Source organism: Halobacillus sp. SY10, assembly GCF_045401165.1.
Lineage (GTDB): Bacteria > Bacillota > Bacilli > Bacillales > Halobacillaceae > Halobacillus > Halobacillus aidingensis.
On the sequence record NZ_CP174345.1, the window covers coordinates 2,219,469 to 2,243,779 of the forward strand.

Genomic DNA, 24,311 nt, shown 5'->3' on the forward strand with positions numbered 1-24,311 from the left:
GGGATACTCCTCTCAACTCTTTAAATCTGGTCTCAGTTGTTTTGCATGATTATGATAGATATGCTGGATATCTTTTTGTGCAATTTCCGTCTGTACGGTCACCATGACCCTGATACACTTTTCAAGACTACCAGGCACCGGAATTTCCCGCATGCACATCACCGGAACATACGTCCATCCATCTATTTTTCTCAGGGACTTTGCAGGGAAGGCATCATTCAAATCCTCTGTCACTGTAAAATAGACCGAAACAACATCCGTTGCTTCAATTTGGTTGGAAGCTATGACATCTTGGAGCAATTGATAGGATTGTTCTACAATTTCATCATGTTCATTTCTTTCAACCGTTGTCGCTCCCCTTACACCTCGAATCATCATTCTCCACTCACCTCATTAATTAAAAGAGACATCTGTTCTAGTAATTGCGCCTCCTCGATTTCCACCACATAAGGGTCACTCAGTTCATGGAGGAGGACAAAATTGATTTTCCGCCTCAGTGTTTTCTTATCCAACCTCATTCTCTCCAACATTCGATCAGGTCGGATCCTGGTTAAAACGGAAACTGGATAATTATTATTATCCAGCCATTCCTTATACGCTTGTATAGGAAGCTGGGCCCCTTTAAGTTCGTTACTCAACTTCATCATAAATAGCAGTCCTACGGCAACAGCTTCCCCATGGGTGATCTCCCCGTAACCCAGCTCCGCTTCAATCGCATGAGCAAGGGTATGACCTAAATTCAAATACTTCCTGATTCCAGCTTCTCTTTCATCTTTCTCTACGATCGAAGCCTTCACCTGGATCCCTTTCATTATATCGCTCTCTAACTGGTTCACTGAAAGTTCGGAAAGTTTTCCTTTTAGCAGGCGATGCGCCCAGTCTTCGTCACTGAGAAAAGCATGCTTGATCACTTCCCCATACCCGGAACGAATTTCGCTCTCGGGCAAGGTTTCCATCGTTTCAATGTCATAGATTACTTTCACTGGATGATAAAAGGAACCAATTAGATTTTTCCCTTTAGGGTGATTGATGGCCACTTTACCGCCTACACTGCTGTCATGGGCTAAAATCGTAGTAGGCATCTGGATGTAATCAATACCGCGTAAATACGTGGATGATACAAACCCTGCCAAATCCCCGATCATCCCTCCACCAAGGGCGATAATAAGAGATTTGCGATCCAATTTTACATCCACACAACTGTCAAGGAGCTCTTCGTACCTGACCATACTCTTCGAAGACTCTCCTGCAGGAACGACTGCCGTAAAAACAGGAGCTGCTTCTGATAAACTTTCCTTCACATCCTGCAAGTAATAATCCTTAACCGTACTGTCTGTAATAACTAATATAGACGTGTAACCGGATGAAATGAATTCAACCAAATGATGCCGTAGACCTTTTCCAATCAATACTTCATAGTCATGACTACTGGATCGGACCGTGACAGAAGCCATTAAAATTCACGTACTTCCTTGCGGTAATCATCGACAGCACGTTTGAGACGTGGAAAGTAATCGGCTGGAAATTCATCTGTAATGGCTTTAGCCAGCTCAAAAGCTACGATATGCTCCATTACGACAGAAGCAGCCGGAACGGCACAGGAATCGGACCGTTCAATACTTGCATTAAACGGTTCTTTGGTTTCGATATCCACACTCTGTAGAGGTTTGTACAAGGTAGGGATTGGCTTCATGACCCCTTTAACGACAATCGGCATACCCGTCGTCATCCCACCTTCAAAGCCTCCGAGGCGATTGGTACGACGGTAATATCCTCTTTCTTCGCTCCATAAGATCTCATCATGGACCTCGCTTCCGTTTCTACGAGCGGCTTCGAAACCGATCCCGAATTCAACCCCTTTATAGGCGTTAATACTCATTACAGATCCAGCGATTTTCGCATCCAGCTTTCGATCATATTGAACATATGAACCGATTCCAGGTGGCATTCCTTCTACATACACCTCAGTTACCCCGCCGATCGAGTCTCCTTCTTTCTTCGCTTCATCAATCGCATGCATCATTTTCTCTGCCGCTTCTTCGTCAAAAGTACGGACAGGCGATGCCTCTGAAATTTCTCTCCGTTGTTGTAAAGTTAGGTTTTCATCAACATCTGACACAATACCTGCGATTTCACGCACATAGCCTGTCACTTCAATGCCAAGCTCCTTCAAAAGCACCTTAGCAACGGCTCCTGCCCCTACTCGTGCTGCCGTTTCCCTTGCTGAAGAACGTTCGAGTACGTTTCTCATATCTCTATGACCGTATTTCATTCCACCATTCAAATCTGCATGACCTGGACGAGGTTTCGTTACCGTACGACGGATCTTTTGCGTTTCCTCAGGTAGAGGATCTTCGCCCATAATGTCCGTCCAGTGTTTAAAGTCATCATTATTTACGACCAAAGTGATGGGAGAGCCAAGGGTGTATCCATGACGAACCCCACTTGTTATTTCTACTAAGTCTTTTTCGATTTGCATACGTTTCCCACGCCCGTATCCGCCTTGGCGTCTGATCAGTGATTCATTTATTTGCTCTCTCAATAAAGGAAGATGAGAGGGGATTCCTTCGATAATCGTTGTCAATTGCTTTCCATGTGATTCACCAGCGGTTAAGTAGCGCATAAACGTACCTCCTATGTATTCATCCCCTTGTAGGGGGTGTTCTAAATTTTAGATACTACTATATCATATGGATGTATATTTGTGTCGTCAAAATATCGGAATTTTTATAAAATAAGATTAGAAAGCGTTTACGATCACTTATTTTTGCCATTTCCTATAAAAAAACGTGTCAAAAATTTCAAATCCGTGGGTTTGTGGAGAAAAAATCTGCTCCGTGCTCCCGACGAAGAAGATGCCCCCATCTACGAGAGAATGGCTGAAGTTTTTGTAGATGCTCTTCTTCGCTTCTTCCGTAAAATAGATCATCACATTGCGACAGACAATGAGATCAAAATCCTTTTGGTAACGGTCAGCTAAAAGGTTGTGCTTTTTGAAGGTGACACTATTTCTGATCTCATCAATCACTCGATAAGAGCTTCCTTCTTTTCTGAAGTATTTTCTAAGTATATCTGGTGATACTTCCTTCAATGATCTTTCATGGTACAGGGCTTGTTCTGCTTTCCTTAAGGCATTAACGTCGAGATCTGTCGCAAGGATCTCCACTTGTTGAAGAGGTATGTATCGACTCAATATCATAGCCAACGTGTACGGCTCCTCGCCGGTGGAACATGCAGCACTCCATATCCGTAACTTCTTCTTTTGTTGAAGCAAATACGGAATGACTTTTTGTTCAAGTACTTCAAACCTCTTCCTATTCCGGTAAAATTCAGACACATTGATTGTCATACGATCTAGTAATTCATCTGACAACGATGAATCGTTTTCCAGGGCGTTGTAATAGCTTTTGAAATTATGATAGCCTCGCTTTTCCCGTAAAGAAGTCAGCCGTCGCTTCATTTGAGCTTCCTTGTACTGCGATAAATCGATTCCTGTTTTTTGATGGACTTTCTCTATGAATTGTATGTAATCCTGACTCATCCCCAAAACTCCCTCTGCTTATTCCCTATAAGCGTACTCCAGCATCTTCAGGTTGTAAACGAGTAACCTCTATCATTCAAAAAAAGCTCACGATTGTGGAAGACTCGGTTTCGAGATGTTTGTGAGGTGGGCCGGGTCATCCCCCCTCCGCCCCTTTTAAGTATCTCGAAATCACTTCAATAAATAGTCGAGATTTATTAGCGTGTAGACCCTAAGAGTGTATATTCTCCACTGAAAGCCTGATACAGAATGCTTGATTACTATAGGACATGGATCATAGAAGACCCTCACACTCCGCCAAGGGGTTCGTTTCTCACATCCATTGAATGGGGTGGTTGGGAAGCTGGCGAGACCCCGCAGTGCGAAGCACGAGGAGGCTTGCCGTCACCCCCGCAGGAAAGCCAGTATCTTACCCATCACCTCTGGCTCTTTGCATGGCAACGAACCCCGGTTATCTTGAAAATAAGTATTCCGCAATCCTGCCATATTGTGAACAGTATTTTTTATGTTGATGAAATGAAAAAAGCCACCTTCGGAAGGTGGCTTTTTTCATTAGTAGATCCAGTTGAGTGAATCTTTTTCATAATCGACGAGTTCCTTTTCATCAAAGAACAAACCGATTTCTCTTTCAGCACTTTCTTTCGAATCAGAGCCATGGATGACGTTTTTCCCTACTGTTACACCATAATCACCACGGATGGTTCCTGGAGCAGCCTCAGCAGGCTTTGTAGCTCCCATCATTGTACGTGCCGTTGCAATTACATCTTCGCCTTCCCAAACCATTGCGAAGACAGGACCTGATGTGATGAAGTCTACGAGCTCACCGAAGAATGGTTTTTCCTTATGTTCACCATAATGCTCTTCTGCAAGTTCTGTAGGAATAGCCATCAACTTGGCCCCTGCCAGTTTAAACCCTTTGCGTTCAAATCTTGCTGTAATGTCACCGATCAAATTGCGTTGTACACCATCTGGCTTAACCATCAAAAATGTCTTTTCCATGACAAACACCCCATCTTATGTATAGTGTGAAAGCGCTTTTAATAAGTGCCATAAAAAAGTCTATCAAACAAAGGCAAGAAAGGCAATAGATTTATGCCCTTCTTTTACCAATATACTTCGCAATCCCTTTCAGGGTCTGTTTAGCACGGTTCGCCGGTAACTTGTTCAAGGATTGATAGGCCTTTTCCAAATAGCGGTCGCTCAGTTCTAATGACCGTTCGATCGAACCATTAGACTGCACTTTTTTGATCAAGTGTTGAAGTTGATCAGATGTCAGATCCTCTTTCTCCTGGAAAGCAACATCCAATTCCCTCTTGAACTCTATTTCTTCCATAGAAAAAAGTACAGGTAAAGTAATATTCCCTTGTAGAAGATCACTGCCTGCAGGTTTACCTAATTCTTTCTCAGATGCTGTAAAATCCAGAACATCATCGATGATTTGATAAGACATACCGACATAGTAGCCATACTGATAAAGCGCACGCTCATGAGCAGGATCTGCATTTGCGGCTATGGCACCGAGTCTACAGCTGGCAGCGATGAGCAACGCGGTTTTCCTTTTGATCCTTCTGAGATAGGTGCGTAGGTTCTGTTCGATATTATATTTATCCCGGATCTGTTCAATTTCCCCTAAACATAACTCAACCATTGTCCCAGCAAGAATCTGGTGAGCACGTGGGTTTTCAAGCACAGATAAATTTTCAAGCGACCTGGCAAAAATGTAATCTCCCGTGTACATAGCAATCCGGTTATCCCAACGTGATTTAATCGTAGGTTCCCCTCGCCTCAGTTCAGCTTCATCGATCACATCATCGTGAACAAGGGATGCGGTATGTATGAGCTCCAAAGAAACAGCGACTGCTTTCATACGCTCAATATCATAATGCCCGAATTTACCGCCAAGCAAGACAAAGACAGGACGGATCCGTTTCCCTCCTGCTTGTAACAATTGGCTGGATGCTTCTCTGAGTACTGGATTGTCAGATTGAATCGTATCGTTTACAGCCTCTTCGATTACCGCTAGGTCATTTTTAAGAAAAGAGTAAATCATTGCTAGTTTCATGGCATTTCATCCTTAGTTATTGCTTTTCCCCCATATGCATGGCTGCAACGCCGCCCGTATAGGATTTTACTATTACATTCTTGAATCCGACTTCTTCAAACATCGCTTTCAGTTCCTTTTTTCCAGGAAAGTCTTTAGCTGATTCATGAAGCCAGCTGTATTCTTGATAACTTTTGGCGAAAAGCTTGCCAAATACAGGCATAATCTTTCCAAAATAGAAATAATAGAGCTTTTTAAAGACCGGGTTGGTTGGTTGTGATGTTTCTAAACAGACAACTTTCCCTCCAGGTTTTACAACACGATGCAATTCTTTTAAAACTTGTTGATAATCAGGTACATTCCTTAAACCAAAGCCGATGGTGACAAAGTCGAACTGGTCATTTTCATAGGGCAAGCTCATGGCATTCCCATGCTGGAACTCCACTTGCTTCACTCTGCCAGCAAGCTTTTTTTTAATTCCAACCGATAACATATTTTCACTGAAGTCAAGGCCGATGACCTTTCCCTCTGTACCGACCTCATTCGCTAATGCCATCGTCCAATCACCCGTACCACAACAGACATCAAGCGCACGGTCACCCTTTTTAACATTCATTCGTTTCATGACATCTTTACGCCATAACCGATGTTGTTGAAAGGAAATGATTGAATTCATACTGTCATATCGATCATATATTTTTTCGAATACGTGATGTACTCTTTCTTCTTTTGATTGTGGTTCCATGTTCACCCTTCTTCCGCTATCTGTCTATGGTTGAATTGATGATGAATGGCAGCATGCATGTAAGATTTCAGCCAGTTGAAATGGACGGGAAGCTGGGTGATTGTCGCTTCCAACCGGTGCATATGGTTTTGTAGCATTTGTTCAATGTTCACCAATACTTGTCCACTATTTCCTAGCAATGCCGGACGTTTGATAAGTGCATCAATGAGAGGGGAAAAATTACCTTCCTGATAGCTGCGTTTTTCTTCCAGCAATTTTTTAGCTAAAAGCCATTCACCCGCCATATCATTAATGGCTGTTTTTTGGACATACGAAGCAACCCTTTGAATAAGAAGGGATTCGATTTTTTTCAAACCTTCTAAAAATTCTTGGAATGACTCCACATCTTTATAATAAAGTTCCATCTTCAATTCGTTGATTTCCTTAATTGCGCCCGCAAGCGTATGAATCATAGGAATGTCGTCAAGTTGAGAGAGGAGATAATAATATAGGCCACTATAATAATCGCCGGCAAGGACCGTCAATTGACGGCTGCGAACAATCTCCCGATCATCGTCTTCATCCGATAATGTAACAAGATCGTGTGTATCAAGAGCAATCTGAACGAGCATCGTTGTAATGATATATTGTTCTTTTTTCACCTCAGACAATTTCGTGTGATCCATGATTGAAGACAGGATCACAAGCTTATCTTCATCGATCGTCGGCTCAGGGATAAAACGTACCAAATAAGGGTGGCGAACTTTCGATGCAATTTTTCGTTTGAGTTGTTTGATGTCATTATCTGAAGAATTCAACTTGATCACCTTGTCCCTTCCTGAACACTATTAAACCATTCCCATTATAGCATATTTGACCTTCTACTGTTTACTATGTATACGTTCGCAGAGCGAATGGTCACTCTGCATCGTTCGTCATTTCGCCGTGGCTTGTTTGAATGACAGCTTTCCCACGTACTTTCACGGCAGAAGTGTGCTCGGTAAACTGAGCGATCATTACTTCTCCACTGTCAAGCTTTTCGGAGTGGTGGAAACGCGTATCCGTACCGCGGGTCAAACCGATGACATTCACGCCATCTTCAAGGGCTTTTATGACGAAGAAATCATTGTTGGATGTAGTCATAGGATCGCCTCCTTCTAGTATCATTACTATCTCTTACAAAGGGGACTTTTGTCAAAACATCCACCTTGTTGAACACTGCGAATGAAGAGCCTTTCCATCATTATGGCCTCAATGCAGGATTTTTAAAAAAATAAAAAGAAAAAGGGTGCACATGCACCCTTTTCCGAAGCCCTATGTAGCTATTATTTAACCGCATCTTTAAGGGCTTTACCAGGTTTGAAAGCTGGTACTTTACTCGCGGAGATTTCGATCTCTTCTCCAGTTTGTGGGTTACGGCCTTTACGTGCCGCGCGCTCACGTACTTCGAAGTTACCGAATCCAATTAATTGGACTTTATCACCGTCTTTAAGTGAATCCATGATAGATTCGAATACAGAATCTACAGCTTGTGTAGCATCTTTCTTAGAAAGATCAGCTTTTTCAGATACAGCGTTGATTAGATCTGTTTTATTCATGCCATTCACCTCCTCCCAAGAAGGTTTAACTCATTCAAGTGGTTTCATCCACTTCAAATGTTTATTTAGGTGCCATCTTTATGATGACAAGCCTTATAATAAACGAGTTTAAAGCGAAATTCAATAGACAATCCTGTAAAAAACGCGTAACAACGCGATTTCCGAGCTGAATTCCGCTTCATTTCAGGTGTAGCCTACCATAATCTTCTTCAAGTGGCAAACCCTCTAAAACCTTGATATGACGGCATTTCCACAACTTTAATGATCTTCACATAGGTAATTACGACACCCACCTTAAAAAATCCTTTAAACTTCGTAATTTTTTTCTTAAAAACACTGAAAAGTAAGCATTTCTGGTGTTTTTGAGAATGGAAAGGAGAGGATATACAGTTTCTTCGAGTGAAAATAGAACCCACATTTCTATCATTTAAGTCTTATTCAAATCCCTGAAAAAAGCAAAATTAAAAACGGCTCACACGGAGCCGTTATAAAATGATTGCGATCATACCACCAGAACCTTCATTGATGATACGCTCGAGCGTTTCTTGTAGTTTGTACCTTGCATTTTCCGGCATGAGTGCCAGTTTGGCCTGGATGCCTTCACGGACGATCGAACTCAAAGATCTGCCAAAGATATCTGAATTCCAAATGGATAGTGGGTCTTCCTCAAAGTCCTGCATAAGATACCTCACGAGTTCTTCGCTTTGTTTTTCTGTTCCTATAATCGGCGAAAATTCTGATTGGACATCCACTTTAACCATATGGATCGATGGCGCGACAGCTTTCAACCTTACCCCGAACCTCGAGCCTTGTCTGATGATTTCAGGTTCATCGAGAGTCATATCCTCTAAGGTCGGTGCAGCAATTCCATAACCCGTCTGTTTGACCATCTGTAAGGCATCTGCCACCTGGTCATATTCTCTCTTCGCATGGGAGAAATCCTGCATGATCTCAAGTAAATGATCTTTCCCTCGGATTTCTTCTCCGACAATTTCTTTTAAGACATGATCATACAAATGTTCCGGCGCTTGAAGATCGATTTCAGCAATCCCTTCCCCAAGGTCCATCCCTGAGATATGAGCACCTGTAATGTACTCGTATTGATCGAAGTTACCTACGACTGTATCCACATCACGTAATCGTTTAATATCTTTAACTGTATCTTCAATCGCCTCTTGAAGGTTGTTCCTTAACCAGTGGCGGGAATCAAGAACCATCACCCAGCTTGGTAAATTCACATTCACTTCCAGCACAGGGAATTCGAATAATGCTTCACGTAGAACATTTTGAACATCGTTTTCCCGCATGCTCTCTACGGACAGTGCAAGGACGGGTATATCGTACTTCTCAGAGAGGTTCGCCCTCAATTTTTCCGTATTCGGATGATGCGGCTGTGCGGAATTCACAATCATAATGAAAGGTTTTCCGACTTCTCTCAACTCTTCTACGATTTTCTCTTCTGCTTCCACATAATCAGCCCGGGCGATTTCACCGATGGTACCGTCCGTAGTCACAACGATTCCAATGGTCGAATGCTCCTGGATTACTTTTTGCGTACCAATTTCCGCTGCTTCATGAAAAGGGATCGCCTCTTCATACCAGGGTGTATGAATCATTCTTGGTCCGTGCTCATCTTCATACCCAACCGCACCATTCACGGCATATCCGACACAGTCAACCATGCGGACGCGGATGTCAAGGTGATCATCAATATTGATGTTTGCCGCCGTATTAGGGACAAACTTAGGTTCTGTCGTCATAATCGTCTTCCCTGCCGCGCTTTGAGGCAATTCATCTAATGCACGCTCACGCTCTGATTCTTCCTCCATATTTGGTAAAACAACGAGCTCCATGAATTTCTTTATGAATGTTGATTTTCCAGTACGAACAGCCCCGACGACTCCTAAATAAATATCTCCATTTGTCCGTTTGGAAATATCACTGAAGATATCAACCTTTTCCAAAGGATCCCCTCCCAAATAAAATTTCACCTTCATACAAGCCTAGACAATCTAATTCTATGACGTTGTCCTAGTGAAATATGCAAGAAATTATAAGTACGGAAACTCATACTGGACGAACAATCATAGATGATTCGCATAAACAGGAGAAGAGAAACGCTGGATAGGTAAGGTATAATCAAGTTTAGTTTATGCTCACTAAAAATCTATGAAAAAAACCGTCCCTCTATGCAGGAACGGTTCACAATCATGTCGATGGCTGAGCTTTTGAAAACACAGGCTCTCCATTTTCTACTGTATAGGTAGTCGAATAGGCAGGGACAAATGGGGTATGATCAGTTAATAAGTAACGAATATCTTCCCCTTGTTCGTAACTGTGCTCTTCTTTTCTTAGGTATGTGTACAAGTCTTTCCGATAATCAATATACACTCTCCCCTGTTCATCCAGGTAAACGGGAAGTTTTTGGTCGGAATAGGGGCTGTTGACCATCGGCGGCTCGTCCATTCCAATTTTCTCATGATCCAGTTCATAAACCCCAGGAGCGACGAAATCACCGAAAGGCGGATATTTATTATTATCTCTGTAGAACTTCACTTTGACCTGCAAAGAACGTACCTCTTCCGTTGTTCGGAGATCCAGTACTTTCACTGTCGGATCTGTTTCAGGGTGGATGATCACATATTGATAATGGCCGCCGTTTTCAAAGGATGTACCCGGTAAATCATTGAGAAGATTCAATTCCTTCAACTTACTGAATTCAATTGGATACTTTTGAAAGATCGGCGTGTCTTGATCTTTCGTTTTTATAGGCAGCAGGCCGTTTTTCTTTTCCTGATAGGTGTCTACAGCATTTTGAACCATCTCAAGCTGTTGATCATTCGGCACCTGGTTCTTCGCCAACTTGTTCTGCGGATATAGACATCCGGAAAGCAACAATGCCGTCAAGGGCAATAATATGAATAAAAAGCGTTTCATGTAGTGTCTCCCTCCTGTTAGGCCGTCGGTCCGCTCAGGACGATATAAAGAATAATAATTCCTCCGAAAATCATAAACAAATAAGCAAAAACAGCGATCATTATTGATAGAAAGCCCTTTAATTTATATCTGCTTAAGTAAATTAAACCAACAGCCAGGAACAATGAAATAATCCCTGCGAAGGATATGTACATTTTGAGCATTGATTCTGACACAGCTCTTCCTCCTTCAAAGCACACTTTGCTGATGGTATTATACCACAAGTCTTTCTATACGGACAGATGAGAAAACAGAGTCTATCAGTCTTATAATCCATTTTTATAACCTTTTTAGTATGCTCTGTTAATCATTGAGTCGATGATTAGTTATTAAAGAATATGACAGGATTGTGAAAGACTCAGTTTCGAGACTTCTGTGTAAGTGGATGGGGCTGCGGGGAATGACTCGCTTTCCGTGGGAGCGCGGTGAGCCTCCTCGGACTGCGTCCTGTGGGGTCTCACCATGCACTTTTTTCCCACAGGAGTCTCCCCATTCCCCTCCGCCCCTTAACCATATGAGGTTCTCGAAACCCTACATATAGTAAACGGCCTATGTCGAATGGAAGTCCTAATAAACCATGTCGTCTTCATAGTTTCCGACATAGAAAATGCACGAATAAGGCGTGGGAACAGGGTCTGGGAAACGTCCGTATGAAAAGCGAAAGGAGATAACAACGTGTGTGTTTTTCTACTCACTGATCCAAAACACTGCAAATCGTCGTTTCCCTGACCCCGTATCCATGGTCAGGATTCGTCATTCATTATTTCAACCAAATCAAGGCTTCTTTTAGGGATACCCGGTAGGTGCTCCTTGCGCTCCCGCGGAAAGCGAGCTATTCCCCGCAGCCCCCATCCACTCAACAAAAGTCTCGAAACTGATTCTTCCACAATCGGGAGCTTATATGAAATAAACATTGAGATTTACGGAGCGATTCAATTGAAAAAAGCATAAAAAAATCCGGGGCAAACGGTTTGCCCCGGTTGACTAAACAATTCCCTGACCAGCTCATGTGTAATGATTGCTGCGTAATATCTTATGCATACGAATGAAGGACCGCCTCCTCAGGCGCCTATTGGTTCGTAATCATTTTAAAAACTTGCCTAAGGTATTCATATCCAAAGGCATGTTTTGTTTGGTGATTGCTTCAACGATTTTATCTTCCTTCGATTTTGACACGTTCTTATTAGCAACCTTTGCGAGCTGGCGAACAAGACGTCTGACCGTCTTTTCATCACTGAAATCAGCATTCTGTACAGAATTCGCCACTTTGAAGACATCTTCTGGGTCGATGTTTGCCTTTTTCTTCAGATGATCAAAAATATTCTTTTGAAAATCATTCATGAACAATTGACCTCCTCGTGCGTTAGGTTCTGTGTAGTATATGCACGAGAGTCGATATGTGTCAGTCATTCATCTTTTCATCAAGAATATTTGTCAAATCCTCCATTTCATGTCGACGGATCCTTGTCATCAATTCGTCGACGACATCTCTTGGATCAGCCGATTCAAATAGAATCCTGTAAATCCCTGAAGTGATCGGCATTTCCACCCCTTGCTCTTGTGCAAGTTGAAAAGCGGCTTTTGTCGTCCTGACTCCTTCTACGACCATTCCCATTTGGTCTAAAACCTCTTCCAATGGATATCCTTGTCCAAGCTTATTCCCAGCCCTCCAATTTCGGCTGTGAGAGCTTGTACAAGTTACAATAAGGTCCCCGATTCCTGTCAAACCGGAGAAGGTGAGCGGGTTCGCTCCCTTTGAAGTTCCAAGACGGGCAATTTCAGCAAGCCCTCTCGTAATTAGAGCCGCTTTGGCATTATCCCCGTAACCAAGCCCGTCCGAAATACCAGCACCAAGAGCGATAATATTTTTCAACGCGCCTCCAAGTTCCACGCCGACCAAATCAGGAGATGTATACACGCGGAATTGACGATTAATGAAGAGGTCCTGCACTTTCTCCGCTACTTCTAGTTCTTCTGCAGAAACAGTTACGGTTGTTGGCTGCCTGAGACTTACTTCTTCCGCATGACTTGGACCGGAGAGGACGACGATATCCTCATACTTTTCTTTCGGGATCTCTTCGGAAATCACTTCAGATACACGCTTGTAAGAGCCAGGCTCGATCCCTTTTGAAGCGTGTGTAATGATCACTTTGTCATTTAGAACTTCCTTTAACTGGCCGCAGACTTCTCTCATAGCCTTTGTCGGAACGACTAAGATCACATGCTTAGCATTTTCTACAGTCGCTCCTAGGTCATGGCTTGCAGTAATCGATTGAGGAAGATCAATATCTTTCAAATATTTTTCATTCCGATGCGTTTGGTTGATTTCTTCAGCAAGGTTCTCCCTGTGTGTCCAGAGATGAACCTCATGCCCATTATCAGCAAGAACGAGGGCAAGAGCTGTGCCCCAGCTCCCCGCACCAAGTACAGCTACTTTCTCCATGCTACCTACTCCCTTCCTGAATGAATCAGCTACGTTTCCTTGCAAAAATCTTGATTGGAGTTCCTTCAAAACCGAAGGCCTCACGGATCCTATTTTCCAAGAATCGCTCATACGTGAAGTGCATCAACTCAGGTTCATTAACAAATACCACAAAACTTGGCGGTTTGACAGAAACTTGAGTCGCATAAAAGATTTTCAGCTTCTGACCCTTGATGGATGGAGAAGGATTCATAGCAAGGGCGTCCATAATTACTTCGTTAAGCAGATTCGTCTGCACACGCTTCGCATGATTCTCACTTGCTTCCAGAACTTTAGGGATCAACGTATGAATCCGTTTTTTTGTTTTCGCAGATAAAAAGACAATAGGTGCATAGTCAAGGAAACGGAATTGATCCCGAACCTTATCTTCAAACTCTTTCATCGTTTTTTCTTCCGTCTCTATGGTATCCCATTTATTGACGACGATAATGACAGCTTTTCCAGCTTCATGGGCATAGCCCGCAATCTTTTTGTCCTGTTCATGAATGCCTGCATCTGCATCAATTAAAGTCAGGACAACATCTGAGCGTTCAATCGCCTTCAATGCCCTCATGATGCTGTACTTTTCGGTGGTTTCATAAACTTTGCCTCGTTTTCTCATTCCAGCTGTATCAATGATCACATAATCCCGATCGTCTTTCGTGAATGGAGTATCGATAGCATCCCTTGTCGTACCTGCGATATCACTGACAATCACGCGTTCCTGACCAAGGAGACTGTTTACGAGCGATGATTTCCCTACATTCGGTCGGCCGATTAAGCTGAAACGAATGGTATCATCATCGATTTCTTCCTGAATTTTTTCAGGGAAGTGTTTCACAACTTCATCGAGCATGTCTCCAAGTCCCAATCCGTGGGTCCCCGAAATCGGGAAAGGTTCACCAAAACCGAGAGAGTAGAATTCATAAATGTTTTCTCTCATTTCAGGGTTGTCGACCTTGTTCACTGCAAGAACAACCGGTTTATTTGATTTAAATAGAAGTTTGGCGACTTCTTCGTCAGCACCGGTAATTCCATCACGGCCGTTCACCATGAAAACGATGACATCTGCTTCATCAATAGCTACCTGTGCCTGTGCTCTCATTTGCACGAGCAACGGCTCGTCCCCAAGTTCAATCCCACCAGTATCAATGACATTGAATCGTGTTGTCAGCCATTCGGCTTCTGCATAAATCCGGTCTCTAGTGACACCGGGCGTATCTTCTACAATAGAGATTCTTTCTCCGACAAGTCGGTTGAATATCGTTGATTTCCCAACATTCGGTCGTCCTACAATAGCAATTACTGATTTTCTCATGAAAGGATCATCCTTTCTTTATTTCTATTTTCATTATTCCATGTTTCCTCAGTAGTGAAAAGCAAAAAAATACTGCTCTCCCCCGTGCGATGGTTTAACAGCCCATCTTCCGAAGAACAGCAGGAAGCCATTAACTTTATTATCTTAGCAAACTTTAGAAAAAGAAACAATTCTTTCTCAATGCTTGACGATAATATATAGTTGATCACTTAATGCATGAGCGATTCCATCCAAAATAGCTTCTAAGTTTGCTGCAACAGCTTCCATTTCCTCTTTCGTTTCACACTTGAATACAGCTGCACTGCCGTGGACTTTGTTTTCCTGTGTCGTAACGGAAGCCAGTATCGCTTTCTCCATTTTCATGAATGTTTCCTCCTACCTTTCTTCGAAGGCATTTGTATGGCATTTTCGAGAACGGGTACGTGTTCAATAATCTCTTTCGCCCGTTTTGAATCCTTTTCTTGAGGAAGAATGAACACTCCAATCCTTCCATCATTCAAGTCTCTTTTGATCAATGGCACAAGAGCGGGTGTACCTGAATCCCTGAAGACCCCCAGGGTCACAGATACATCATGCAAGATGGCCTGCCTCTGCCCAAGGTTTGCAATGGTAGAACGGACACTGAATTCTTTAGGGGTTAATACGAAGCCCATTCCATATTTCAAAATCTCTTCCTGCCGCTCAGGCAATCCAATGTTCATGATGTAAATGTTATCGACATACAATCCGGCTCCGTCGAAGGAAATGGATTTCTCCTCTACCGTGACGATATCCGAGAGCTTCGAACCGCTCATCAACATTCCAGATAGAAGAAAGCATATGACAGCTGCCCCTAAAGCCACCCAAACATTAAGTGCTAAATAACAAAGGGTGACGACAAAAGAAGTGAAAATAACGAGGTAATTTCTGCTCTCGAAAGCAACTGCTATTCCTTCAATATACGTATTGCCTCGTGGGACAAGTTCATAAGAGTCCATTTCCGTCAATGTATTCCTCTCCATATTGCGTACTTCCCGGAACTGAGAAGCAGCTAACGTCAAAAAAGTCACGGCGGTGAATTCCTTTTCCATAATAGAGGGGATCGCGATAGTCCCAAGCGCAGCTGCAATGAACCCTAAGGATAAGTGGATGATCTTCCCATGAAGGTAAGTCGGATATTGCCTGTAATCAGTACGCAACATAAAGACTCGAAGAGCTGTACCGACGAGGATTCCTAAAATGATTGGATAGGTGTATTCATTCACACAAAAGCAGCTCCTTTAGATAGGGATTTTCTCTTTTTACGAATAGTTCTCTTCAATTGATCTACGCCATGAAAAAGGAGCAGCACAAACACCCCTTTTATCGACAGAGAAAGCATTACATGAGTATTAATGATCCCTTCATTTTGATAAAGGGCGAAAGTAATGAAAGAAAATAATGAGCCACCAGCATTGGTTAACATCCATAAACCCATCTGGCCACCGACATCCTTAACGAACATTCGAAGAATTCCCACGATCACAAAGAGAAACAGAGAAATTCCCGGGAAGTTCACCCACACAGGATGCACGATGAGAAACATCCAAATCGCTGCGTAGCCAACGCTAAGAATGAACGGCCAGAAATAATCAAACACGGTTCTTTTAATCGATATAAAAAGATAAGTTCCGAAGACGAGAAGGATAAGGACGTGAAAGTAAAATTGACCTTTTTGACTCCAAGAAAGTATGTCATATGTACACATAAAAACACCCAAAATCAGTAACAAATCGCGTTTCAGTTTCCGACGTTGAATGAAAAAGACAGCTATGACCGTTAATGACCAAGCAAACCAATAAAACGTTGCCTCCAAGACCCCACACCTCCCAAGCTTCACCATTTATTATGTGTGGTTCACGAAAGCTTTAAACATTTTATATAAAGAAAGGGTTTGTTAGCCCGTAATTGTGATTATTAGTTATTAAAGAATATGGCAGGTTTCTTGAAGACTCAGTTTCGAGATGTTTTTGAGTGGATGGGGCTGCGGGGAATGACTCGCTTTCCGCGGGAGCGCGTTGAGCCTCCTCAGGCTGACGCCTTGCGGGGTCTCACCAAGCACTCTTTTCCCGCAGGAGTCTCGCCATTCCCCTCCGCCCCTTTGCCATGGAAGATTCTCGAAACCACTTCTGGAAAAATCAGCTTGTATGATTGAGAGAAGTGGATAATGTAAACCTCTCCCCCGAAGCATCCAGAACTTAAAAGCTAAATACAGAGCGCTTGATGCCAACTTAGGAGGGGAGAGTGGGAGACACTCCCTCTCGGTATAAGGCTTCGTATCTCCTTTACATGGAATGGGGTGGTTGGGAAGCTGCGAGACTCCCGTGGGAGAAGGAGATAGGCGAGATCCCGCAGGACGCAGTCCGAGGAAGCTCTGCGCTCCCCCACAGGAAAGCGAGTAGCTTCCCAACCACCCCTGACTCCCATTATGGTAAACGAAGCCCGAAAACATCTCGAAACTGAGTCTTCCACAATCGGAAGTTTATATTAAATAAGCATGAAAAAAGCTATATAAAAAAGCCTATGACAAATTTGTCATAGGCTTAATTCATCCTTTGGTCATACCATTGCTTCGTATAACCGAGCATTACGTGTGGTTTTCCATTCAATTCCTTAGGGTGGAGAGCATTTTGAAGCATCATAGCTATTTTGAATTCATGTAGAATATGATGGATCTCTTCAGTTAATGCTTCCCTTCCTTCATTCACCAGTATCTTCAGCAGTGAACCGGCCATTCCGAAACCTTTTGCACCGAGCACCATCGCCTTCGCTCCATCAAGGCCGTTCCGAACTCCTCCTGATGCGAAAACATGCAAATCATCAGAAATAGACGTCTCAAGAACAGATACTGGAGTGGGGATGCCCCAATTATTAAACGAAGTGTACGCACGCTCGCGCCTCATGTTTTCCACTCTAGAGAAATTCGTCCCACCTCTTCCACCTACGTCAAGGTGACGAACTCCCATTTGATAGAGTGTATCAGCGGTTTCTTTAGACATCCCATAGCCAACTTCCTTTACTATAACTGGAACATCGATATGGTCAATGATGTCCTGAATCCTGTGCATCCGTTGTGAAAAATCACGATCCCCCTCAGGCATAATCATTTCCTGAAGAGTGTTGATATGAATTTGCAGAGCATCGGCATGAAGCATACGAACCGCTTCCCTTGCCTGGTCTAAAGTAGCTTCACTTCCTACATTAGCAAAGATGATCCCTTCAGGATTCATTTCTCGAACAATTTCATAAGTTTTTCGTTCTTCAACATTTTTTAAAGCTGACATTTGAGAACCTACAGCCATACCGATTCCAGTTTCTTTTGCTGCTATAGCCAAGTTACGGTTGATCGCCATGGTCTCTTCTCCGCCACCGCCAGTCATCGCATTAACAAAAAGAGGGGAACTTAAATAAAGTTCCCCTACTTGTATATTCATCTGTATATCCTCGAAATTGAGACGGGCAAGACTTTGATGAACAATTTCGATATCATCAAAATGATTATGAATCTCCCGTTCGTGACTGATGGCATGGCGGATATGGTCAATCTTCCTTTCAGATCTGCTCATATCCATCCCTACTTCTATTAAGCTCTATACCATTTAAACTTGGTTAAAAGACCAGTAATTAATTGCTCAAGAGCTTATTTTTTATATTTATCAAGTTTGTCGCCAATCATGTCACTTAAAGAGAAACCGGAATTGTCATCTTCTTTCTCATACTGTTGGATTTCAGCACGAGTTTCGTCACGCTCTAACTCTTTCATGCTTAATGAAAGGCGTTTAGCATCCTCGTCAACATCCAGAACTTTCACTTCAACCGTTTGTCCTTCTTCTAACACTTCATCAGGTGTACCGATGTGGCGGTTGGAAATTTGAGAAATGTGGACAAGACCTTCGACTCCCGGGAACACTTCTACGAAAGCCCCGAAACTTACGAGACGACGAACGGTTCCTTCAAGAGTTTCACCAGGGTTCACTTTTGAAGTGATGTCATGCCATGGTCCTGGTTGAGTAGCTTTCAGTGAAAGAGAAATTCTTTCATTGTCACGATCGACGGAAAGTACTTTGACTTTGACTTCTTGGCCTTCTTCCACAACATCAGATGCTTTTTCCACATGCTGATGGGATAACTGGGAGATATGTACAAGTCCGTCAATACCTCCAAGATTTACGAAAGCACCAAAGTCAGTCAAACGTTGTACAGTACCCTCGATGACTTGTCCTTCTTCTAGAGATTGTAGCACTTCATGCTTCTTCGCTGATTCCTCTTGCTCAACGACGGCACGGTGGGAAAGGATTACACGGTTTTGCTCACGATCCAATTCCACGACTTTTAGGGAAAGCGTTTTTCCTTTATAGTCTTCAAAATCTTCAACGTAATACGTTTCAACCAAAGAAGCTGGAATGAACCCACGCAGGCCGATATCGACAACAAGCCCGCCTTTTACAACATCTTTAACTTCAGCTTCAAAGATTTCTCCGCTTTCGAACTTAGCTTCCAGATCTTCCCATGCCTGATCAGCATCAACGGCACGCTTAGAAAGTACGATTTCATCATCTTCCACTTTCTTCACTTGTAGAGTGAGCTCGTCTCCTTCGCTCACTGCATCTGAAGCTTTTTCTACATGAAGGCTGGATAATTCACTGATAGGTACAATACCTTCGACTTTATATCCAACATCTACGAGGACCTGTTTTTCTTCAATCTTCACGACTTTACCAGTCACGATGTCCCCTGCAGAGAATTCTTTCATTCCAGATACTTCTTGATTCATTTCATCCATACCAAGCTACCTCCTTCAATTTCCGACACAACCTAATAATACAGAAATGCCCTTTTGTCTAACTTCTAATATTTAGAGCATTTTGTCAAGTGATTACGCCTCATGATTGATGAATTTTATGCAATTGTCTGATTTCTTCCATGATCCGATCTGTAACAACCTGGGCAGAAGCCTTCTGTTCACGATATTCTGTCATATCAATCGGTTCACCATAAACCACTTTCAATTTCTTGAATTTTTTGTATGGACCGATAATCGCGCAAGGAACTATCGCCGCTTCAGAACGCAAAGCAAAGAAACCAGCTCCGGCAAGGCCTTTGCCGATTTCACCATTTTTCTGCCTTGTCCCTTCAGGAAATAGTCCAAGGGCATGGCCTTCTTTTAATATATCCAGACCTTTTCTTAAGGCGTTCCTATCCCTCATGCCACGTTTGATCGGAAAAGCATGGACTTTTTTCAATATACCCCCGATAACAGGGTTTTTAAACAACTCTTCTTTCGCAAGGAAGTAAATATTCCGACTACTCGTTATGCCTACAACCGGTGGGTCCACGTTGGAGATATGGTTGGAACAAATAATGACTGGACCTTCTGCAGGAATGTTCTTTTTTCCGACAATCTTAATTCTGTACATCGGATATAAGATCACACTACATAAGGCTTTTCCTATTTTATAAAGATTCATCCCTTCTCCCCCTTCTCCCATTTCTCATTCACGATAGTTAGAATCCCCTCGACTACTTCGTCGATATTCATGGATGTTGTATCGATCTCGATGGCATCTTCTGCTTTTACCAGCGGGGCAATCTCTCGATTGGAGTCGATTTCATCACGTTTTCGGATCTCTTCTTTCAATTGTTTCAAATCAGAAGGAAAACCCTTTTCAAGATTTTCTTTATGACGCCTTTCTGCTCTTTCTTCGACAGAAGCAATCATAAAGATCTTCACTTCCGCGTCTGGAAGCACATGGGTTCCAATATCACGGCCATCCATGACCACACCCTTGTCCTTGACGAGTTCTTGTTGTCTTTGCACCATTTCTTCGCGAACATTTTTGTGCTTAGCAACGATTGACACTTGATTGGTCACCTCTGCTGTCCTGATTTCCTCAGAAACATCACGTTGGTCGAGGATGACTCTTTGTCCGGCATCACTTTGAACGAGATTTAAATCAGATTGACTTAGAAGCTGAGCCAAACCATCCTCATCTTCAAGCGAAATGCCTTGTTTCAAGGCTTTCCATGTTAATGCTCGATACATTGCACCTGTATCTACATAAATAAAAGAGAGCTTTTCTGCGACTTTTTTTGCTACAGTACTTTTTCCGGCTGCCGCTGGGCCGTCAATGGCAATTGTCATTGTGTTCATACGATCCGTATCCTCCATCTGTCTTATCAAAGAGAAAACGCACTGGCACAGCGCGTTTTCTCTAAAATTTTTGCTAAATGATCACAGTCAAGAATAACATAATTCTACTATGAAAATCCATTTTATTTGAGTGCTCTCATCCGTGATTGCATTTGTTGTTCAAAGCAATATTTGATAATCAACTGCCTGTCCTTTTCATGAATATCAATAAATTCAATAGAAACCCTTTCAGGCTGGGAAACTTTTGCCGGAATGACGCGGATGACCTTTCCGATTGCAAACACGTAATGGGTCTCCCCTGTATTCATGGGAAGGACCAGAGTCAAGTCGATCTTATTCTCTTCCTCTAATTTATCAGAGGGCGATTGTACGACCATGACTCCTCCTCCACTAATATCATTCGTAATGGTAGGAAAAGAACAAGTATCCCACTCTATAGCTACATCCACAGATGCGTCCACACGGACATACTTACGTCTTTGGACCCTGTTCAATTCTTCCAAGCCTGGAAAGAATAAAGCGATAACTGGTATGTTTCTTTTTTCCCTTGCCACCACCTCTGTCTTAAACCAATAAACGGATTGGTCTTGACCGACGAAGCTTGCTTGGAATTGTGTGCCATCCAGAAAAAAACCTGTCCGGCCGGTTTTAGTATGTACAGGATAATCGATGTAAATTTTACTATCTTCAAAGTCCACCAATTTACACTTATAATGATCGACTTCATCCACTTCTGATTTTTTCAACTCCAGTGTCAGAGGTGTCCCCACCTTCAAATTCTGCATCATGCTCCTCCTCTATAAACGTGATTATATTATCTCACGTCTTTTTAAAAAATGGAAGATAATAGGTCTAAAGACAGAGAAAAAGAACCCTAATCAAAGGGTTCTTTTTCAGACCTCCTGGTTGAACTTCATCTCCGCTTTCTTCAATGTTTCCACTTTTTCTTCTTGTCCATTGGTCGCATTGATAAAGATACGATAGGTCGTATTTTCCATCGTAGCCAGGAATTCATAACAGAGGACTTGTTCATTGACATCATTTTCAATTACAGAAAGGTGATTTTCCTGTATCTCAACATTTGGATTCACTTTTCCTCTTGCTTCTTCCAATGAGATTTCAGGTTCATTGAGTTCTCGCTCACTATGGAAATTGTAATAATCACGAGCACTCATGCCTAACACTTCCCCGTTATCAAGCGCCACTTTTACCACAACAGAATCAGGGAAGAACCTGACATCATTTTGAGTGTAGAGGAAACGGAAGACCCCCATGTTGTCATATTGATTGCTTTCGACGAGCTCTAGATCAGATATTTCCAAGCCTTCCGCATATTCCTTCGCTTTTTCAGAAGCTTCATATAGCGAAATTTCAGGCTCTCCCACTTTACGGCTGATCATAATGGTCAAAGGATGTCCGCCTTTTTCCGTTAAATCGATGTACCCATTCTTATCACCGTTTTGGAAGGAAGCTGTGTACATAGGTACATCTGCGCCTTTCCCTGATTTTGTAACCGTGAGCTTATCTGTGGATACTTTTTCCAGCCACTGACTGGCAATTTTTTTCGCTTGTTTTTCATCGATTTTTTCACCTTCAAGGTGTCGAAAGCTTTTTTCTGGGCCGGAGGAACCGAATCCTGTTTTAGTCACGGATTCTTCGAAGCCATCCATAGATTTTTCTACCGTCTTGAATCCATTGACGATGGTATTGTCACCGACTTCATCGTTTGTAGCTAAGGCAAGTTCAACATCCATCCACCTTAAATTATCTTTCATTACGACATTTTGTACTTTTCTGAGTTCCCCTTCAATTTCACCGGACTTTTTGTGGAGCTCTTCCAGCATTTGAATTTCCTCTTCACTTAGGGGTTTCTTTTCCAGGTCTCGAACAGCTGTCCGATAAGTAAACTCACCGATGTCGTGTAAGAATTCTTCAGTTTTATTAAAAGGAAGAAGCGTCAGTGGCAGTTGGCCTACATCTGAACTTGCATCAGAAGAAATTTTCCATATCTCAGCGAGTTGAGGAGATAATCGGTTTCGAGAGTTCATCGCTAGGCTTGAACCGATTTTGTCATGGAGAAGATCGACATTGTAAGTCAGTTCATGAAATGCTCTTTGATAACTGTTTTCAGCTTGGATCAGGACGGCATTTTTATCCTGATTTTCTTTATACCCCCACACACCTGCACCGATCGTAGTTATGCTCAGTAATATGATGGCGATCCATTTTCCCATACGCCCACCTCCTATTTACAGAAAATATGTTTGCCGATTTGTTTGATTTGTGGTCTTGACCAGATCCAGTCCGATGTAGCTGTGTTTGGATTGAAGTAGTACAAGGCTTGACCAGAAGGGTCCCAGCCATTAATCGCATCCATAACTGCATCTTTCGCCTGATCATTTGGTTCCAGCCAAATTTGACCATCAGCTACGGCAGTAAAAGCACGAGGTTCGAATATGACACCAGATGCATTGTTAGGGAATGAAGCACTCTTGATCCTGTTCAGTATGACCGCTGCTACTGCCACTTGGCCTACATAAGGTTCACCGCGAGCTTCACCGTAAACAGCGTTTGCCATCAATTGAATATCATTTTGTGAATAGCCACTTGGAACATTGACGGCTGTCGGTTCCTCTGGCTGCTGTTGCTGCTGGTTTTGTTGTTGTTGCTGATTTTTTTGTTGATTTTGTTGCTGCTGTTGATTTCCTTGTTCTGTTTGTTGAGTTTTAGGAGTACCTCCATAGTGCGTAAAATCTTTACCTTTTCTGATCTGTTCTTTCACATAACCCTCATCATAGTTGCTTGCTTTATTCAGCTTATTTTTCACTTCCTGACCCACGAGCCCATCAATTTCCAGACCGAATTCATACTGAAAATTACGAACTGCCCAATAGGTTCCCCAACCAAAAACTCCATCGATTTCGCCGTTGTAAAAACCTAAGTACTGCAGCCTGGATTGAAGTTCAATGACATCATCACCCGTGGCCCCTTGCTGAATGACCTGATTTGAAAAACCTAGGACAGGTTTGACATAGGTCAACTCTGATAAAGGGAAAAGCAACAAGGCTAAACCCAAAAAAACGACCATCGTCTTCTTCCATACCATCCAATATCCACCCCTGACCCAATAGTTTTGTTATAGGGGTAGTTTTTAACAGAACCAAAAGATTATGCATATTTTCATTTCTAAGCTCAGCAACTAAGAAAGACACATTATTATCCGCATCTTCTATATATGCTCTGTTTTGTGGAAGACTCAGTTTCGAGACTTTTGTTGAAGTTGATGGGGGCTGCGGAGAATAACTCGCTTTCCGCGGAAACGCAAGGAGCACATACCGGGCATCCTTAAAGAAAGCCTTGTCTAGTTGAAATAATGAATGATAATTCCTGGCCATGGATACGGGGTCAGGGAAACGACGATTTGCGGTGTTTGGAATCCGTTCGTAGAAAACACACACGTTCGGGTCTTCTTTCGCTTTTCAT

At 42.7% G+C, this 24,311-nt stretch carries 26 protein-coding genes; all 26 read right to left on the bottom strand.

All coding sequences use genetic code 11. From position 1 onward, the window contains the following. Positions 1-12: 12 nt before the first annotated feature. Positions 13-375 carry a chorismate mutase gene (gene aroH, locus ACJA3J_RS11315; protein ID WP_089652607.1) on the bottom strand — a complete coding sequence of 121 codons (363 nt, stop codon included), beginning with the start codon at positions 373-375 and terminating at the stop codon, positions 13-15. Then, a complete protein-coding gene (aroB, locus tag ACJA3J_RS11320) occupies positions 375-1,454 on the bottom strand; it encodes a 3-dehydroquinate synthase (RefSeq protein WP_089652576.1) in 1,080 nt (359 codons plus the stop codon). Before aroB ends, aroH begins: the two co-directional genes overlap by 1 nt. Then, a complete protein-coding gene (gene aroC / locus ACJA3J_RS11325; RefSeq protein WP_115823343.1) occupies positions 1,454-2,623 on the bottom strand; it encodes a chorismate synthase in 1,170 nt (389 codons plus the stop codon). Before aroC ends, aroB begins: the two co-directional genes overlap by 1 nt. 138 nt (positions 2,624-2,761) lie before the next feature. Continuing rightward, positions 2,762-3,541, bottom strand: a complete 780-nt coding sequence (locus tag ACJA3J_RS11330; protein WP_115895301.1) for a protein-glutamate O-methyltransferase CheR — start codon at positions 3,539-3,541, stop codon at positions 2,762-2,764. Between the two features lie 552 nt (positions 3,542-4,093). After that, entirely contained in the window at positions 4,094-4,540 is a 447-nt protein-coding gene (gene ndk, locus ACJA3J_RS11335) for a nucleoside-diphosphate kinase (protein ID WP_089652579.1), read from the bottom strand. Between the two features lie 91 nt (positions 4,541-4,631). Beyond that, the gene (gene hepT, locus ACJA3J_RS11340) at positions 4,632-5,603 is read right to left on the bottom strand and encodes a heptaprenyl diphosphate synthase component II (RefSeq protein WP_115895299.1); all 972 of its coding nucleotides are present in this window, start codon (positions 5,601-5,603) and stop codon (positions 4,632-4,634) included. 16 nt (positions 5,604-5,619) lie between these two features. After that, a complete protein-coding gene (locus ACJA3J_RS11345) occupies positions 5,620-6,327 on the bottom strand; it encodes a demethylmenaquinone methyltransferase (protein ID WP_089652581.1) in 708 nt (235 codons plus the stop codon). 2 nt (positions 6,328-6,329) lie between these two features. Continuing rightward, positions 6,330-7,133, bottom strand: coding sequence for a heptaprenyl diphosphate synthase component 1 (locus ACJA3J_RS11350; protein ID WP_089652582.1), 804 nt, complete (start codon positions 7,131-7,133; stop codon positions 6,330-6,332). Between the two features lie 91 nt (positions 7,134-7,224). Then, entirely contained in the window at positions 7,225-7,449 is a 225-nt protein-coding gene (gene mtrB, locus ACJA3J_RS11355) for a trp RNA-binding attenuation protein MtrB (protein ID WP_089652583.1), read from the bottom strand. Between the two features lie 182 nt (positions 7,450-7,631). After that, positions 7,632-7,904 carry an HU family DNA-binding protein gene (locus ACJA3J_RS11360; RefSeq protein WP_008638574.1) on the bottom strand — a complete coding sequence of 91 codons (273 nt, stop codon included), beginning with the start codon at positions 7,902-7,904 and terminating at the stop codon, positions 7,632-7,634. Between the two features lie 485 nt (positions 7,905-8,389). Further along, entirely contained in the window at positions 8,390-9,868 is a 1,479-nt protein-coding gene (spoIVA, locus tag ACJA3J_RS11365) for a stage IV sporulation protein A (RefSeq protein WP_089652608.1), read from the bottom strand. 244 nt (positions 9,869-10,112) lie between these two features. Beyond that, entirely contained in the window at positions 10,113-10,841 is a 729-nt protein-coding gene (locus ACJA3J_RS11370; protein WP_089652584.1) for a hypothetical protein, read from the bottom strand. A 17-nt stretch (positions 10,842-10,858) separates the two neighbouring features. Then, a complete protein-coding gene (locus ACJA3J_RS11375; RefSeq protein ID WP_089652585.1) occupies positions 10,859-11,056 on the bottom strand; it encodes a DUF2768 domain-containing protein in 198 nt (65 codons plus the stop codon). Between the two features lie 907 nt (positions 11,057-11,963). Next, complete coding sequence (locus ACJA3J_RS11380; protein WP_089652586.1) at positions 11,964-12,221, bottom strand: stage VI sporulation protein F; 258 nt, start codon at positions 12,219-12,221, stop codon at positions 11,964-11,966. Between the two features lie 61 nt (positions 12,222-12,282). Then, complete coding sequence (locus ACJA3J_RS11385; RefSeq protein ID WP_089652587.1) at positions 12,283-13,323, bottom strand: NAD(P)H-dependent glycerol-3-phosphate dehydrogenase; 1,041 nt, start codon at positions 13,321-13,323, stop codon at positions 12,283-12,285. Between the two features lie 25 nt (positions 13,324-13,348). Then, complete coding sequence (gene der / locus ACJA3J_RS11390; protein ID WP_089652588.1) at positions 13,349-14,659, bottom strand: ribosome biogenesis GTPase Der; 1,311 nt, start codon at positions 14,657-14,659, stop codon at positions 13,349-13,351. Between the two features lie 177 nt (positions 14,660-14,836). Next, positions 14,837-15,022, bottom strand: coding sequence for a capping complex subunit for YIEGIA (locus ACJA3J_RS11395; protein ID WP_035504885.1), 186 nt, complete (start codon positions 15,020-15,022; stop codon positions 14,837-14,839). Beyond that, the gene (locus ACJA3J_RS11400; protein WP_089652589.1) at positions 15,019-15,903 is read right to left on the bottom strand and encodes a YIEGIA family protein; all 885 of its coding nucleotides are present in this window, start codon (positions 15,901-15,903) and stop codon (positions 15,019-15,021) included. Before ACJA3J_RS11400 ends, ACJA3J_RS11395 begins: the two co-directional genes overlap by 4 nt. Then, positions 15,900-16,493, bottom strand: coding sequence for a hypothetical protein (locus tag ACJA3J_RS11405; protein WP_115894576.1), 594 nt, complete (start codon positions 16,491-16,493; stop codon positions 15,900-15,902). Before ACJA3J_RS11405 ends, ACJA3J_RS11400 begins: the two co-directional genes overlap by 4 nt. A gap of 727 nt (positions 16,494-17,220) precedes the next feature. Then, on the bottom strand, positions 17,221-18,243 hold the full coding sequence (gene fni, locus ACJA3J_RS11410) for a type 2 isopentenyl-diphosphate Delta-isomerase (protein WP_115894577.1): 1,023 nt from the start codon (positions 18,241-18,243) through the stop codon (positions 17,221-17,223). 74 nt (positions 18,244-18,317) lie between these two features. Then, the gene (gene rpsA, locus ACJA3J_RS11415; protein ID WP_089652592.1) at positions 18,318-19,460 is read right to left on the bottom strand and encodes a 30S ribosomal protein S1; all 1,143 of its coding nucleotides are present in this window, start codon (positions 19,458-19,460) and stop codon (positions 18,318-18,320) included. A gap of 100 nt (positions 19,461-19,560) precedes the next feature. Further along, positions 19,561-20,145, bottom strand: coding sequence for a 1-acyl-sn-glycerol-3-phosphate acyltransferase (locus ACJA3J_RS11420; protein WP_089652593.1), 585 nt, complete (start codon positions 20,143-20,145; stop codon positions 19,561-19,563). Further along, entirely contained in the window at positions 20,142-20,828 is a 687-nt protein-coding gene (gene cmk, locus ACJA3J_RS11425) for a (d)CMP kinase (RefSeq protein ID WP_115894579.1), read from the bottom strand. The genes ACJA3J_RS11420 and cmk overlap by 4 nt, the downstream gene beginning before the upstream one ends. A gap of 122 nt (positions 20,829-20,950) precedes the next feature. Continuing rightward, complete coding sequence (locus ACJA3J_RS11430; protein WP_115894580.1) at positions 20,951-21,613, bottom strand: flagellar brake protein; 663 nt, start codon at positions 21,611-21,613, stop codon at positions 20,951-20,953. 108 nt (positions 21,614-21,721) lie between these two features. Beyond that, positions 21,722-23,062, bottom strand: coding sequence for a germination protein YpeB (gene ypeB / locus ACJA3J_RS11435; RefSeq protein WP_089652596.1), 1,341 nt, complete (start codon positions 23,060-23,062; stop codon positions 21,722-21,724). Positions 23,063-23,073: 11 nt separating this feature from the next. Further along, positions 23,074-23,934: a spore cortex-lytic enzyme gene (sleB, locus tag ACJA3J_RS11440; RefSeq protein WP_089652597.1), complete on the bottom strand. Its 861-nt coding sequence runs from the start codon at positions 23,932-23,934 to the stop codon at positions 23,074-23,076. Positions 23,935-24,311 lie beyond the last annotated feature (377 nt).

Coding starts and splice junctions, on each gene's coding strand:
- aroB (WP_089652576.1), bottom strand. CDS start 1,454: ATGGCTTCTGTCACGGTCCGATCCAGTAGTCATGACTATGAAGTATTG.
- cmk (WP_115894579.1), bottom strand. CDS start 20,828: ATGAACACAATGACAATTGCCATTGACGGCCCAGCGGCAGCCGGAAAA.
- ACJA3J_RS11370 (WP_089652584.1), bottom strand. CDS start 10,841: ATGAAACGCTTTTTATTCATATTATTGCCCTTGACGGCATTGTTGCTT.
- fni (WP_115894577.1), bottom strand. CDS start 18,243: ATGAGCAGATCTGAAAGGAAGATTGACCATATCCGCCATGCCATCAGT.
- ACJA3J_RS11395 (WP_035504885.1), bottom strand. CDS start 15,022: ATGAAAATGGAGAAAGCGATACTGGCTTCCGTTACGACACAGGAAAAC.
- ACJA3J_RS11385 (WP_089652587.1), bottom strand. CDS start 13,323: ATGGAGAAAGTAGCTGTACTTGGTGCGGGGAGCTGGGGCACAGCTCTT.
- ACJA3J_RS11330 (WP_115895301.1), bottom strand. CDS start 3,541: ATGAGTCAGGATTACATACAATTCATAGAGAAAGTCCATCAAAAAACA.
- der (WP_089652588.1), bottom strand. CDS start 14,659: ATGAGAAAATCAGTAATTGCTATTGTAGGACGACCGAATGTTGGGAAA.
- ACJA3J_RS11430 (WP_115894580.1), bottom strand. CDS start 21,613: ATGCAGAATTTGAAGGTGGGGACACCTCTGACACTGGAGTTGAAAAAA.
- ACJA3J_RS11420 (WP_089652593.1), bottom strand. CDS start 20,145: ATGAATCTTTATAAAATAGGAAAAGCCTTATGTAGTGTGATCTTATAT.
- rpsA (WP_089652592.1), bottom strand. CDS start 19,460: ATGGATGAAATGAATCAAGAAGTATCTGGAATGAAAGAATTCTCTGCA.
- hepT (WP_115895299.1), bottom strand. CDS start 5,603: ATGAAACTAGCAATGATTTACTCTTTTCTTAAAAATGACCTAGCGGTA.
- mtrB (WP_089652583.1), bottom strand. CDS start 7,449: ATGACTACATCCAACAATGATTTCTTCGTCATAAAAGCCCTTGAAGAT.
- ACJA3J_RS11360 (WP_008638574.1), bottom strand. CDS start 7,904: ATGAATAAAACAGATCTAATCAACGCTGTATCTGAAAAAGCTGATCTT.
- aroC (WP_115823343.1), bottom strand. CDS start 2,623: ATGCGCTACTTAACCGCTGGTGAATCACATGGAAAGCAATTGACAACG.
- ypeB (WP_089652596.1), bottom strand. CDS start 23,062: ATGGGAAAATGGATCGCCATCATATTACTGAGCATAACTACGATCGGT.
- aroH (WP_089652607.1), bottom strand. CDS start 375: ATGATTCGAGGTGTAAGGGGAGCGACAACGGTTGAAAGAAATGAACAT.
- ndk (WP_089652579.1), bottom strand. CDS start 4,540: ATGGAAAAGACATTTTTGATGGTTAAGCCAGATGGTGTACAACGCAAT.
- sleB (WP_089652597.1), bottom strand. CDS start 23,934: ATGGTATGGAAGAAGACGATGGTCGTTTTTTTGGGTTTAGCCTTGTTG.
- ACJA3J_RS11345 (WP_089652581.1), bottom strand. CDS start 6,327: ATGGAACCACAATCAAAAGAAGAAAGAGTACATCACGTATTCGAAAAA.
- ACJA3J_RS11380 (WP_089652586.1), bottom strand. CDS start 12,221: ATGAATGATTTTCAAAAGAATATTTTTGATCATCTGAAGAAAAAGGCA.